Source organism: Frigidibacter sp. MR17.14 (assembly GCF_037095735.1).
Taxonomy (GTDB): Bacteria; Pseudomonadota; Alphaproteobacteria; order Rhodobacterales; family Rhodobacteraceae; genus Frigidibacter.
The window spans coordinates 582,561-595,428 of the sequence record NZ_JBAWKD010000002.1 but is presented as its reverse complement, the minus strand read 5'-3'; the positions used below and the strand labels follow the sequence as shown (position 1 = coordinate 595,428).

Annotated in this window: 13 protein-coding genes and 1 tRNA gene; 7 read left to right on the top strand and 7 right to left on the bottom strand. The window is 69.8% G+C overall.

The annotated features are described in order from the left end of the window. Positions 1-36: 36 nt before the first annotated feature. From urtE to urtA, 5 genes are all read right to left on the bottom strand, one after another. Complete coding sequence (gene urtE / locus V8J36_RS08040) at positions 37-732, bottom strand: urea ABC transporter ATP-binding subunit UrtE (protein ID WP_336466766.1); 696 nt, start codon at positions 730-732, stop codon at positions 37-39. Positions 733-735: 3 nt separating this feature from the next. Then, a complete protein-coding gene (gene urtD, locus V8J36_RS08035) occupies positions 736-1,473 on the bottom strand; it encodes an urea ABC transporter ATP-binding protein UrtD (RefSeq protein WP_336466765.1) in 738 nt (245 codons plus the stop codon). Beyond that, entirely contained in the window at positions 1,470-2,612 is a 1,143-nt protein-coding gene (gene urtC / locus V8J36_RS08030; RefSeq protein WP_336466764.1) for an urea ABC transporter permease subunit UrtC, read from the bottom strand. The genes urtD and urtC overlap by 4 nt, the downstream gene beginning before the upstream one ends. 93 nt (positions 2,613-2,705) lie before the next feature. Further along, entirely contained in the window at positions 2,706-4,307 is a 1,602-nt protein-coding gene (urtB, locus tag V8J36_RS08025) for an urea ABC transporter permease subunit UrtB (protein ID WP_336466763.1), read from the bottom strand. 197 nt (positions 4,308-4,504) lie between these two features. Next, positions 4,505-5,785, bottom strand: coding sequence for an urea ABC transporter substrate-binding protein (urtA, locus tag V8J36_RS08020; protein ID WP_336466762.1), 1,281 nt, complete (start codon positions 5,783-5,785; stop codon positions 4,505-4,507). A 471-nt stretch (positions 5,786-6,256) separates the two neighbouring features. Between urtA and V8J36_RS08015 the strand changes: the two genes are divergently transcribed. Together V8J36_RS08015 and V8J36_RS08010 are read left to right on the top strand one after the other, a co-directional pair. After that, a complete protein-coding gene (locus tag V8J36_RS08015) occupies positions 6,257-6,859 on the top strand; it encodes a L,D-transpeptidase (protein WP_336466761.1) in 603 nt (200 codons plus the stop codon). Positions 6,860-6,910: 51 nt separating this feature from the next. Continuing rightward, positions 6,911-6,987: transfer RNA gene (locus V8J36_RS08010), tRNA-Met, on the top strand. A 195-nt stretch (positions 6,988-7,182) separates the two neighbouring features. On the opposite strand, the gene V8J36_RS08005 is transcribed toward V8J36_RS08010, so the two are convergent. Further along, the gene (locus V8J36_RS08005; RefSeq protein ID WP_336466760.1) at positions 7,183-7,371 is read right to left on the bottom strand and encodes a hypothetical protein; all 189 of its coding nucleotides are present in this window, start codon (positions 7,369-7,371) and stop codon (positions 7,183-7,185) included. A gap of 141 nt (positions 7,372-7,512) precedes the next feature. Continuing rightward, the gene (locus tag V8J36_RS08000) at positions 7,513-8,136 is read right to left on the bottom strand and encodes a VPLPA-CTERM sorting domain-containing protein (protein ID WP_336466759.1); all 624 of its coding nucleotides are present in this window, start codon (positions 8,134-8,136) and stop codon (positions 7,513-7,515) included. 457 nt (positions 8,137-8,593) lie between these two features. Between V8J36_RS08000 and V8J36_RS07995 the strand changes: the two genes are divergently transcribed. The 5 genes from V8J36_RS07995 to V8J36_RS07975 all read left to right on the top strand — a co-directional run bounded on the left by V8J36_RS07995 (position 8,594) and on the right by V8J36_RS07975 (position 12,654). Next, positions 8,594-8,821 carry a hypothetical protein gene (locus tag V8J36_RS07995; protein ID WP_336466758.1) on the top strand — a complete coding sequence of 76 codons (228 nt, stop codon included), beginning with the start codon at positions 8,594-8,596 and terminating at the stop codon, positions 8,819-8,821. A gap of 101 nt (positions 8,822-8,922) precedes the next feature. After that, positions 8,923-9,405: a GNAT family N-acetyltransferase gene (locus V8J36_RS07990; protein WP_336466757.1), complete on the top strand. Its 483-nt coding sequence runs from the start codon at positions 8,923-8,925 to the stop codon at positions 9,403-9,405. 113 nt (positions 9,406-9,518) lie between these two features. Further along, positions 9,519-10,538, top strand: coding sequence for a YeiH family protein (locus tag V8J36_RS07985; protein WP_336466756.1), 1,020 nt, complete (start codon positions 9,519-9,521; stop codon positions 10,536-10,538). 10 nt (positions 10,539-10,548) lie between these two features. After that, the gene (locus V8J36_RS07980; RefSeq protein WP_336466755.1) at positions 10,549-11,463 is read left to right on the top strand and encodes a LysR family transcriptional regulator; all 915 of its coding nucleotides are present in this window, start codon (positions 10,549-10,551) and stop codon (positions 11,461-11,463) included. Positions 11,464-11,490: 27 nt separating this feature from the next. Further along, on the top strand, positions 11,491-12,654 hold the full coding sequence (locus V8J36_RS07975) for an alpha-hydroxy acid oxidase (protein WP_336466754.1): 1,164 nt from the start codon (positions 11,491-11,493) through the stop codon (positions 12,652-12,654). Positions 12,655-12,868 lie beyond the last annotated feature (214 nt).

Below are 12,868 nucleotides of genomic sequence, written 5' to 3'. Positions count from 1 at the left end.
GGGGGGGCTCGCGAGCCCCCCCGACCTGTTTTCGGTTCAGACGGTGAGCAGGTTGCGGACCTCGTCGCCCTCGAGGTCCGCCCGGCCGCCCGCCCGGATCACCTGTCCGCGTTCCATGACGATGAAGTCGTCCGCCAGATCGCGGGCGAAGTCGAAGAACTGTTCGACCAGCACGATCGCCATGTCGCCGCGGTCGCGCAGGAATTTGATCGCCCGTCCGATGTCCTGGATGATCGAGGGCTGGATGCCCTCGGTCGGCTCGTCGAGCACCAGAAGCCGCGGGCGCATCACCATCGCCCGCCCGATCGCCAGCTGCTGCTGCTGCCCGCCCGACAGGTCGCCGCCGCGCCGTCCCATCATCTCCTGCAGCACCGGGAAGAGGCCGAAGACCTCTTCCGGGATCACCCGCTCGCGCCGGGGCAGAAGCGAGAAACCGGTTTCCAGGTTCTCGCGCACCGTGAGCAGCGGGAAGATCTCGCGCCCCTGCGGGACGAAGGCGATGCCGGCGCGGGCGCGGGCCTCGGGGCGCAGGCGGCTGAGGTCCTGCCCCTCCCAGCGCATGGTGCCCGACCGGATCTGCTGGCGGCCGGTGATGGCGCGCATGAGGGTGGTCTTGCCGACGCCGTTGCGGCCCAGAACGCAGGTGACGCGGCCGGGCTGTGCGCTGACCGAGACGCCGCGCAATGCCTGCGCTGCGCCGTAGAAGACGTCGATGTCCTTGATCTCCAGCATCTTTCAGCGCCCCAGATAGACTTCGATGACGTCGGGATTGGCCGACACGTGGTCGAGCGAGCCCTCGGTCAGCACATGGCCCTGGTGCAGCACCGTCACGCGGCAGTCGAGCGCGCGCACGAAGTCCATGTCATGTTCGACCACGATCACCGTGTGCTTGCCCGCGAGCGAGCGCAGAAGCTCGGCCGTGCGCATCGTCTCGGCATCGGTCATGCCGGCGGCGGGTTCGTCGACCAGCAGCAGCTCCGGGTCCTGCGCCAGCAGCATGCCGATTTCCAGCCACTGCTTCTGGCCGTGGCTGAGGTCGGCGGCGGGGCGCTTGCGCTCGTCGGTCAGGCGCACGAGCTCCAGCAGCTCGGTGATCTTCGCCTCTTCGGCCGCGGTGCGGCGGTGGAAGAGGGCGGCGAAGACCCCGCGCGGCGCCTTCAGCGACAGCGCGATGTTCTCTTCGACCGAATGCGTCTCGAACACCGTGGGTTTCTGGAACTTGCGCCCGATGCCGAGACGGGCCGAGCCGGCCTCGTCGATCTTCGTCAGGTCCACCGATTGGTTCCACCACACGCCGCCCTCGTCGGGCCGGGTCTTGCCGGTGATGATGTCCATCATCGTGGTCTTGCCGGCGCCGTTCGGGCCGATCACCGCGCGAAGCTCGCCCTTGTCGACGGCGAGGCTCAGGTCGTTGATCGCCTTGTAGCCGTCGAAGCTGCGGCTGACGCCGTCGAGAAGAAGCTGGACGCTCATGCTTTCGCTCCGGTCTTGGTGGCGGCGTCGTCGGCGCTCATCCCGTCCTCGGCGGCGCGCGAGCGCGCACGGGCGCGGCTGCCGAAGGTGCCCTCGATCAGGCCGAGCACCCCTTTCGGCAGGTAGAGGGTGACGAGGATAAAGAGCGCGCCCAAGGCGAAGAGCCAGAATTCGGGGAACCAGCCGGTCAGCAGGGTCTTGGCCAGCGCCACGAGGATCGCGCCCAGTGCGGCGCCGACCAGCGTGCCGCGGCCGCCGAGCGCCACCCAGATCACGATTTCAATGCTGTTGGCGGCGGCGAATTCGCCCGGGTTGATGATGCCGACCTGCGGCGTGTAGAGCGCGCCCGCGACGCCGGCTATCATCGCCGAGACGACGAAGATGAAGAGCTTGTAGCCCTCGACCCGGTAGCCCATGAACCGGGTCCGGCTTTCGGCATCGCGGATCGAGACGAGGATCTTGCCGGCCTTCGAGGTGGTGATCCAGCGTCCGATCAGGAGGCCGCCCGCCAGCGCGAGGGCCGAGAGGACGAAGAGCGTGGCGCGGGTGGTGTCGGACTGCAGGTTGAAGCCGAGCACGTCCTTGAAGTCGGTCAGGCCGTTGTTGCCGCCGAAGCCCATCTCGTTGCGGAAGAAGGCGAGCTGCAGGGCGAAGGTCATCGCCTGCGTGATGATCGACAGGTAGACGCCGGTGACGCGGCTGCGGAAGGCGAACCAGCCGAAGAGGAAGGCGAGCGCGCCGGGGACCAGCACGACCATCAGCGAGGCGAAGAGGAAGTTGTCGAAGCCGTACCAGAACCACGGCAGGCGGTCCCAGTTCAGGAAGACCATGAAGTCGGGCAGGATCGGGTTCGCGTAGACGCCGCGGGGCCCGATTTCGCGCATCAGGTGCATGCCCATCGCGTAGCCGCCGAGCGCGAAGAAGGCGCCGTGGCCGAGCGAGAGGATCCCGCAATAGCCCCAGACGAGGTCGAGCGCGACGGCGAGCAGCGCGTAGCAGAGATACTTGCCGAAGAGCGGGATCAGGTAGTCGGGGACGGTGGCGCCGCCGGTCGCGAGATTCAGGCCCGGGATCGCCACGGTCAGGACGAAGAGCCCGGCGAGGAAGATGCCCATGCGGCGGTCGATGAGGCCGGTCATGCTTGCGCTCCGGTGGTGCGGGTGGCGGGCGCCGGGGGCTGTCTGCCCCCGGACCCCCGAGGATATTTGGGCCAATGAGAAAGCGCGAAGAGGTCAGCCATCGACGAAGCGGCCCTTGACCGCGAAGAGGCCGCGCGGGCGCTTCTGGATGAAGAGGATGATCGCGACGAGGACGATGATCTTGCCCAGGACCGCGCCGGCATAGGGTTCGAGGAACTTGTTGACGATGCCGAGCGAGAAGGCGCCCGCCAGCGTGCCCCAGATGTTGCCGGCGCCGCCGAAGACCACGACCATGAAGCTGTCGACGATGTAGCCCTGGCCGAGGTTCGGGCTGACGTTGTCGATCTGGCTGAGCGCCACGCCCGCGAGGCCCGCGATGCCGGCGCCGAGGCCGAAGGTCAGCGCGTCGACCCAGGCGGTGCGGATGCCCATGTTCGAGGCCATGGCGCGGTTCTGGGTGACGGCGCGCATCTGCAGCCCGGCCGAGGTCTTCTTCATCACCCACAGGAGGATCGCAAAGACGGCAAGCGCGAAGACGAGGATCCAGAGCCGGTTCCAGGTGACGGTCATCTGCCCGAGCGGGAAGGCGCCGGACATCCAGCTGGGGTTGCCGACCTCGCGGTTGTTCGGCCCGAAGATCGAGCGCACCGCCTGCTGCAGGATCAGGCTGACGCCCCAGGTGGCGAGCAGGGTTTCGAGGGCGCGGCCGTAGAGGTGGCGCACGATGCCGCGCTCGATCGCCACGCCGACGGCGCCGGCGACGAGGAAGGCGAGCGGCGCCGCGATCAGCAGCGACCAGCCGAAGAGGCCGGGGACATGGGTGCGGATCGCCTCTTGCACCACATAGGTCGTGTAGGCGCCGAGCATCACCAACTCGCCATGCGCCATGTTGATCACGCCCATGACGCCGAAGGTGATCGCGAGGCCGATCGCGGCCAGAAGCAGCACCGAGCCGAGCGACAGCCCGTACCAGATGTTCTGCGCGAAGCCCCAGGCGGCACGGCTGCGCTCGATCTCGGCCAGGGCGGACTTGGCGGCCCCGGCCAGCGCCTGGTCGGCGCCGGTGGCGATCGGGTTCAGCACCTGCTGCGCCGAGGCGTCGCCGCGCCGGGCGATCACCGGGATCGCTTCGAGCTTCGCCTCGGTCGCGGCGTCCGAGGCCAGGAGCGCCACGGCGCGGGCCTCTTCGAGGGCGGCGAGGACGCGGGCGTCGGTCTCGGCGGCGATGGCTGCGGCGATCGGCTCGACCTGTTCGGGGTCGGGCGAGCGGTAGGCGGCCTCGGCCGCGGCAAGGCGCTTGGCCGGGTCGGGGCTGCCCAGCGTCAGCACGCCGAGCGCCGCGCGGATCGTGCGGCGCAGCGAATTGTTCACGCGGATGCGGTCGGCGGCATCGGCGGTGGCCTTGTCGACCGGCGCGCCGGTCAGCGCATCGGCAGCGCCGGGGCCGGTGGTGACGACCTGGCCCGTGGCCTCGACGAGGCCCAGCGCGCCGTCGAGCAGCGCCGCGAGCACCGCCTCGGCCCGGGCGTCGCCGGTGCGGGCGATGGCCTCGACCGTGGCGCCGCGTTCGGAATAGCTGCCCTCGGGCAGGGCCTTGACGAGGTCGTCAAAGCTTTGGGGGGAGCTTTGGGCGAGGGCGGGGAGGCCGGCGCAGGCCAGGATCAGGCCGGCAAGCAGGGCGCGCAATAGCCGCATCGGGAGGCACCTCGGGCGTGAGCGAGACCGTGGGGCGGGGCCGCGCCACGAGGGGCGGGCCGGGCCGGAGAAAGGTCGCCGGAGTGGTCCGGCGGGGAACGTCGCCCTTCAGGGACGGCGGGCAACGTCGACAGGCAAAGTCGTCGGGGCGCGAACCGGGTGAACGGCCCGCGCCCCTGTTCAGACCTTGGAGGCGATCAGTTGGTCGCGCCGCAGGTCTTGGTCTCGGTGTTGTAGTTGCCGCACTTCAGCGTCACCCAGTCGGATTCCAGCACCTTGGATTCCGGCAGGAAGTCGGTCCAGGCGTCGCCCGGCACCAGGTCCTTGGTTTCCCAGACCACGTCGAACTGGCCGTCGTCCTGGATCTCGCCCACCAGCACCGGCTTGGTGATGTGGTGGTTCGGCAGCATGGTCGAGGTGCCGCCGGTCAGGTTCGGGACCTCGATCCCCGGCAGGGCGTCGATGACCTTGTCGGGATCGGTGGTGCCGGCCTTCTCGACCGCCTTCACCCACATGTTGAAGCCGATGTAATGGGCTTCCATCGGGTCGTTGGTGACGCGCTTGTCGTTCTTGGTGAACTTGTGCCAGGCGTCGATGAAGGCGGTGTTCTCGGGGCTTTCGACCGACTGGAAGTAGTTCCAGGCCGCCAGGTGGCCGACCAGCGGCGCGGTGTCGAGACCGGCGAGTTCCTCTTCACCGACCGAGAAGGCGACGACGGGGATGTCCTCGGCCTTGATGCCCTGGTTGCCCAGTTCCTTGTAGAACGGCACGTTCGCGTCGCCGTTGATCGTCGAGACCACGGCGGTCTTCTTGCCGGCCGAGCCGAAGGTCTTGATGTCGGACACGATCGTCTGCCAGTCCGAGTGGCCGAACGGCGTGTAGTTCACCATGATGTCCTCGGGCTTGACGCCCTTCGAGATCAGGTAGGCCTCGAGGATCTTGTTGGTGGTGCGCGGGTAGACATAGTCGGTGCCGGCCAGCACCCAGCGCTCCACGCCTTCCTCGTTCATCAGGTAGTCGACGGCCGGGATCGCCTGCTGGTTCGGGGCGGCGCCGGTGTAGAACACGTTGCGCTCGGATTCCTCGCCTTCGTACTGCACCGGGTAGAACAGGATCGAATCGAGTTCCTTGAAGACCGGCAGCACCGATTTGCGCGACACCGAGGTCCAGCAGCCGAACACGGCCGAGACCTTGTCCTGCGAGATCAGCTCGCGCGCTTTTTCAGCAAACAGCGGCCAGTCCGAGGCCGGGTCGACGACGACCGGTTCCAGCTTCTTGCCCAGCAGGCCGCCCTTGGCGTTCTGCTCTTCGATGAGCATCAGCATGGCGTCCTTCAGCGTCGTCTCGGAAATCGCCATCGTGCCCGACAGCGAATGCAGGATGCCGACCTTGATCGTGTCCTCGGCCGCGTGCAGCGCCGTGGTCATCAGCAGCGAGGCAAGGCCCGCGCCGACAAGGGTTTTCGCATTGAATTTCATGAATATTCCCTCTCCAAACTGTCGCGGTCGCGCCCTCGCGAACGAGCCTCTCCAGGCTTTGGGCGACCGTGATCCCGACCCTGTTGCTTGGGGGCTGCGGGCCCGTGGCGCCCCTCGCGCGCCGGTCCCTGTCTCTCCCCCCGGCCGGTCTGCTGCCGGCCCTGTCGCTGGTGATGCACTCCCGGTTGCGGGCGTCGCAATCGCGCCGAGATCGGTCGCGGGCCGCCGTCGGAGGAATTGTGACGATGGCGTGGATTTGCCGAAGATTTGTGCGCGCCTGCCCGAATTGCGGGCGCCTTGCGATGATTTCCTGCGCGCAGGCGGGGCGCGGGCGCCCGGATCGACGACTCGTGATCGGCCGAGAGGCCGGGGCGTGGCCCTGGCGCGTCATCGGCGGGTTTCTGCGCGATCACGGGAACTTGTGTCTGAACCGGCCCGTTTGCTAGGCTGAGGCAGCATGGAGCGGAAGCGATGAGGGTCACGATGATGGATCGGCGCGGTTTCCTGGGAACGGTGGCGGCGGGTGCAACGCTGGCCGGGGCGATGCCGGCCTTCGCGGCCGCCGAGCCGGTGGCGGTTGCGGCGGCCCCGGTGCTGCCGCCGGTGCAGGCCCAGTATCTTCCCCAGCAGGTGCGGGTGCGGCGCGATCTGCCGGCCGGCTCGATCTACGTGCTGTCGGACAAGTACTTCCTTTACCACATCCTGCAGCCGGGCGTGGCGATGCGCTACGGCGTGGCCGTCGGGCGGGGCGAGCTGAAGTTCCGCGGCAATGCGGTGGTGGCGCGCAAGGTCGAATGGCCGAGCTGGCGTCCGACGCCCGAGATGATCGCGCGCAGCCCCGGGCATTACGCGAAATACGCCGATGGCATGCCGGGCGGGCCGACCAATCCGCTGGGGGCGCGGGCGATGTATCTTTATCAGGATGGCCGCGACACCGCGATCCGCATCCACGGCACCACCGAGCCGCAATCGATCGGCTCGTCGGTGTCGAACGGCTGCATCCGCATGGTGAACGAGCATGTGATGGCGCTCTACGACCAGGTCGCGATCGGCACGCCGGTGATGGTTTTCTGACGAAAGCCGCTTGACGTCCCCCGCGGGGTTCTCTAGTCAGCGCGCCACGGCGGCTAGGTAGCTCAGTTGGTTAGAGCATGCGACTCATAATCGCAGGGTCGGGGGTTCGAGTCCCCCCCTCGCCACCACTTCAACCCCTTGATCACGATTGCCTTCCCGGTCTGGCCGGAGGATGCGTCGCTGCGCCGTCCCGTCGATAGGCGCGCCCTTGGCCGCCGCCCGCGGGGCCCGGGCTTTTGCCTTGCGCGCGAACGGGCGGTCGGCGCCTGCAGCCCGGGGGCAGCACCGGAGCCGGTATGGGGTCCGGTGTAGGGACTGTGGCCTCAGGGCCAGTCGTCCTCGTCCTCGTCGTCATAGTCGCGACTTGGCCAGTGGCAGAGCAGCGCGAGCAGGATGAGCACGAACAGCAGCAGCCCGAAGCTTGCCTCGAGCAGCGCCTGATCCCGGAAGATCTCGCTCTCCAGCAGGGCCGAAAGGCCGCTGCCGGTCGTGGGCTCGCTCGTGTCGATCACCTTCGCCAGGGCCCTCCCGAGGCGCGCCGCCTTGCCTCCCAGCCGCGTTCTGCCGAAGCTGACACGAGGCGCGGGCTTCGATCAATGCCGTCGCTGCGTCGGGAGCCGCCCTGTCGCCGGGGCGGCCCCCTGCGGTGGCGGTCAGGCGCGGGCGCGCTTGCGGCGGGCCAGCCCCAGCAGGCCGAGCCCGGCCAGCAGCAGCGGCGCGGCGGCCGGCAGCGGCACCGGGGGCAGGCTGTCGCGGCCGATGATCGTCCATTTGCCGGCGCCGCCTTGGTATTCGGCCCAGCCGTAGAACCAGTCGTACCCGATGTAGGTAGAGGAGCCGAAGATCTCGGTGTAGCTGTCGCCGCCCAGATGGTATCCGGCGCTGAAGTTGGTCACCTCGCCGGCGGCGTCGAAGGTGAACCGCAATTCGTAGAAGTCGCCGAAGACATAGGTCGTGTTGAAGAAGCCGTAGTTCAGCTCCGGCAGGCCCTTGCGGCGCAGGATGTCGTGGGACTGGAAGGCCGCGACGACCGGGTCGTTTTCGGACAGGTCGACGGTCAGGGTCGACGGCCCGAGGCCGTAGCCCTCGATCAGCGCGGTATCGAGGGTGATGATGTCATGCATGCCGCGAAGCGAGCCGGGCCAGAAGCCGGGGGGCGGGTCGCCGAACCTGTAGCCGCCGGTCAGGCGGGGGCCGATGTATTCGTAGGTGACCAGCGAAGCCTGTGCGGCGGCGGCCGACAGGCAGAGCGTGACGGCGATCAGAAGTGCCTTCATGGCATGTTTCCCTTCGTGTGAGTCCGGCAGTGGCCCTGCGCGCCTGCTCCGGCGGTGCGCCGGTTGCGAGGCGGCGCCCCGGGCGGTCGTGATCCCTGGATCGGGTCGGGGATGGGCAGGGCGCGGTGCGCGCGTCGCGCATCAGAGGGCTGCGGCAACGAAGGGCAGGTCCTCATGGAATAAAGCTCCAACAATCACTGAACCGTGATCTGGCTTGCGCGCGCGTGAAGGAAAGGAGTGCGACGCGGCGTCACGCGGGGGCGCGATGCCGTGCGGCCCTTGCGGGGCTGTGGTGCGGGGCTGAATCCCCCGCTGCGGCGAGGGCGCCGGGTACTCGCTTTAAGATTGTGTTGTCGGTGCAACAATTATACATTTGGTGTAAATCTTATCCGCCGGCAGGAACCCCGCGGAGCCGGTCACGTTATGGTTGCACAGTTTTTGCAGTGAGGCCGACCTCATGAAAGACTTCGATCCGCAGGAGACCATCGGACTGTTCCCGCTGTTGCGGGACGTCGGCGCCGCGAAGGTGGCGCTGGAAACCCTGCGCGCGCCCGCCCATCCCCTCGTCCTCTGGGCGGAGGAGGAGATCTTCTGGTGCGAATGCGGCCTCTCGACGCTCGAGCGCGTGCGCGAGGCGGTCGAGACCGCAGCCAGCAGCGTCATCATCAGCCGCTCGACGGTCTGAGTTTAGGTCGGCGGTCCGGGCGACCGCCTGCGTTGTCCCCGATCTGGCCTTCCCGCCTTCGTCATGCCAGAACCGCGCCAAGGCAAGGTGACGGGGGCGACATGGCGGGTGACGTGGTGATCGAACGCGGGGATCCGCGCAGCCCCGAGCTTTCGTTGCTGATGGCGCGCCATACCGAGGCGATGCATGCCGACACGCCGCCCGAGAGCATCCACATGATGGACGCGGGCCAACTGGCGGTGCCGGGCATCCTGTTCTGGGTGTTGCGCGACGGCCCGGCCGGCAGCGGCCAGCCGGTCGGGATGGCGGCGCTGAAGCTGTTCGGGGCGGCCGAGGGCGAGATCAAGTCCATGCATGTTCTGGCCGAGACGCGGGGCAGGGGCTTGGCCCGGGTGCTGCTGCGCCACCTGCTGGCCGAGGCGCGGGCGCTAGGCCTTGCGCGGATCAGCCTCGAAACCGGCAGCCAGCCCAGCTTCGCCGCCGCCCGCGCGCTTTACGAGAGCGAGGGCTTCTTCGTCTGTCCGCCGTTCGGCAGCTACGCGCCCGATCCGATGAGCACCTTCATGACGCGCGCGCTGGGCTGAGCCCCCGCCCGGGCGCTGCGTCTATGTCTCGGCCGGATCGTTCGGTCGGGTCGATTGAAAGCAACGGATCAATGCGTTGGATCGATGGATCGCGGCGGCGTTAGCCTGCCGCCATGTCGGTTCTCACCCCCCTTCGCCCGCCCCATCCCGTGCTGCCCGGTCTTGCCGGGGCCGCAACCCTTGCCGTCGCGGCCAGCGCGCTGGTGCATCTGCCGGGGCTGGGCGCGCTGAGCCCGCTGATCCTCGCGATCCTGCTGGGCCTCTGCGCGCGCAGCCTGCTGGGGGCGCTGGCGCCCGCGCGGGTCGCGCCGCTCAGGGCGGGGTCGGCCTTCGCGATGCGCCGGGTGCTACGGGCGGGGATCGTGCTGCTGGGGCTGCAGGTGACGCTGGGCCAGCTTGCCTCGGTCGGGCTGGGCGGGCTTGCGCTGGTGGCGACGGTGCTGGGCGCGACCTTCGTCTTCACCTGCGCCCTTGGCCGGGTGCTGGGGGTAGAGGCCGGGCTGTCGCGGCTGATCGCGGCCGGTACCTCGGTCTGCGGGGCCTCTGCGGTGGTGGCGGCGAACGCGGTCATCGGCGCGCGGGACGAGGATGCGGCCTATGCCGTGGCCTGCGTCACGATTTTCGGCACGCTGTCGATGCTGGCTTTCCCGGCGCTGGGCACCGCGCTGGATCTCGCGCCCGGCGACTACGGCCTGTGGACCGGGGCCGCGATCCACGAGGTGGCGCAGGTGGTGGCGGCCGGCAGCCAGCACGGGGCGGCGGCGGGCGAGGCGGCGATCCTGTCGAAACTGGCCCGCGTGGCGATGCTGGCGCCGCTGGTGGCCTGTCTTGCACTGGCCACGCGGGCCGAGCGTGGCGGCGCCGCGGCCCGCGCGCCGTTCCCCTGGTTCGTCGCGGGCTTCCTGGGCGCGATCCTTCTCGCCTCGACCGGCTGGGTGCCGCAGGACTGGCTGGCCGCCAGCCGGCCGCTGACCACCGCGCTGCTGGCCATAGCCCTGGCGGCGATGGGGTTTGAAACCCATGTCGCGGGCCTGCGCGCGCGCGGGCTGCGGCCGCTGGCGCTGGCCGCGGCCGCCTGGATCTTCATCTCGGCGCTCGCACTGGTGCTGGTCTGGCTGCGCGGGGCGCTCTAGGCTCGGGCCCATGACGCTCGAGCAGCTCCGCATCTTCCTGGCCGTCGCCGAGCGCGAGCATGTGACCCGTGCCGCCGAGGCGCTGCACCTGACGCAATCGGCCACCTCTTCGGCGATCGCCGCGCTCGAGGCGCGGCACGGGGTGCGGCTCTTCGATCGGGTCGGGCGGCGGATCGTGCTGACCGAGGCGGGGCGCGCCTTCCTGCCCGAGGCGCGGGCGGTGCTGGCGCGCGCCGAGGCCGCGGAGCGCGCGCTGGCCGATGTCGCGGGGCTTGCGCGCGGGACGCTGCGGCTGGCGGCCAGCCAGACGCTGGGCACATGGTGGCTGCCGGCCGTGATGGTCGCCTTCCACCGCGCCCATCCCGGCGTCGCGCTGGATCTGCGGCTCGCCAACACCGCCGAGGTCGCCCGAGCCGTCGCCGCGATGGAGGCCGATCTGGGCTTCGTCGAGGGGCCGGTCGCGTCGAACCTTCTGCGCCTGCGTGATCTGGGCGGCGACCGGCTGTCGGCGGTGGTGACACCCGACCACCCCTGGGCGCGCGTGGCGCCCACAGACCTCGCGCAGGCCTGCTGGCTTCTGCGCGAGCCGGGCTCTGGCACCCGCGCGATCTGCGAGCGGCTGTTGGCGCGGCAGGGGCTGACCCCCGAAGACCTGCCCGACCGCATCGCCTTCGCCTCGAACGAGGCGGTGCTGGCCGCCGCGCTGGCCGGGGGCGGGGTCGCGGTGCTGTCGCGGCTGGTGACGGCCGAGGCGCTGGCCGCCGGCCGGCTGGTCGAGGTGCCGGGCCTGCCCGCGATCGACCGGCCCTTCACCGCGCTCTGCCATCGCGAGCGCCCGCCCTCGCGGGCCGAGGCCGCGTTCCTCGACCTTGCGCTGTCGCGGGTGAAGGCCGTGCCAGTGGACAGTGACCCGCCTGCCCGGTAAGAAAGCTTTACCAATCGGGAGGGACACATGCCGACGATCACCTGCATCGAGGATCTGCGCCAGCTCTACCGCGCCCGGGTGCCGCGGATGTTCTACGACTATGCGGAATCGGGCAGCTACACCGAGCAGACCTTCCGCGAGAATGTCACCGACTTCGGCCAGATCCGCCTGCGCCAGAAGGTGGCCGTGGACATGACCGGCCGCTCGACCGCCGCGACGATGATCGGCCGGCCGGTCAGCATGCCGGTGGCGCTGGCGCCGGTGGGGATGACGGGGATGCAGTCGGCGGATGGCGAGATCAAGGCCGCCCGCGCCGCGCGCGACTTCGGGGTGCCTTTCACGCTGTCGACGATGTCGATCTGCTCGATCGAGGACGTGGCCGAGGCGGTTCAGGCGCCGTTCTGGTTCCAGCTCTATGTGATGCGCGACACCGATTTCGTCGACCGGATGATCGACCGCGCCAAGGCCGCGGGCTGCGACGCGCTGGTGGTGACGCTGGACCTGCAGATCCTCGGCCAGCGCCACCGCGACATCCGCAACGGCCTGTCGGCGCCGCCGAAGCCGACGCTGGCCAATATCCTGAACATCGCGACCAAGCCGAAATGGGCCTGGGAGATGTCGCAGACCAAGCGGCGCAGCTTCGGCAACATCGTCGGCCATGCAAAGGGGGTGGGAGACCTGTCCTCGCTGTCCTCCTGGACGGCCGAGCAGTTCGACCCGCGGCTCGACTGGGACAAGGTCGCGCGGATCCGCGACCGCTGGGGCGGCAAGCTCATCCTGAAGGGCATCCTCGACGCCGAGGACGCGGCCCGCGCCGCCGCCTTCGGCTGCGACGCGCTGATCGTGTCGAACCACGGCGGGCGGCAGCTGGACGGGGCGCTGTCCTCGATCCGGATGCTGCCCGAGATCGTCGAGGCGGTGGCGGGGCGGACCGAGGTCTGGCTCGACAGCGGGATCCGCTCGGGGCAGGACGTGCTGAAGGCGCTGGCGCTGGGCGCGCAGGGCACGATGATCGGGCGCGCCTTCGTCTACGGGCTGGGCGCGATGGGCGAGGCGGGGGTGACGGCGGCGCTCGAGGTGATCCGCAAGGAGCTCGACATCACCATGGCGCTCTGCGGCGAGCGCGACGTGGCGGCGCTGGGGCGGCAGAACCTGCTGATCCCGAAGGGCTTCTTCGACAGCTACGCCTGAGGGCACGGCCGGGAGCCGCCGAAGACCGCGCGCGCTGACGCGGCAGGCGCGGGACGTCGCCGTCCGGGGCCCGTGCCGGCGCAGGGTCGGGCCGTGATGCGCGCCCGCGGGCTGTCTGACGCGGCCGCGCGTCTGCGCGTTGCCAAGACGGAACGCGGGTCTGCGCGGTGCCGTGGCGGGATGCCGGCTGTCGTGCCCTTGGGGTCAGATGCGC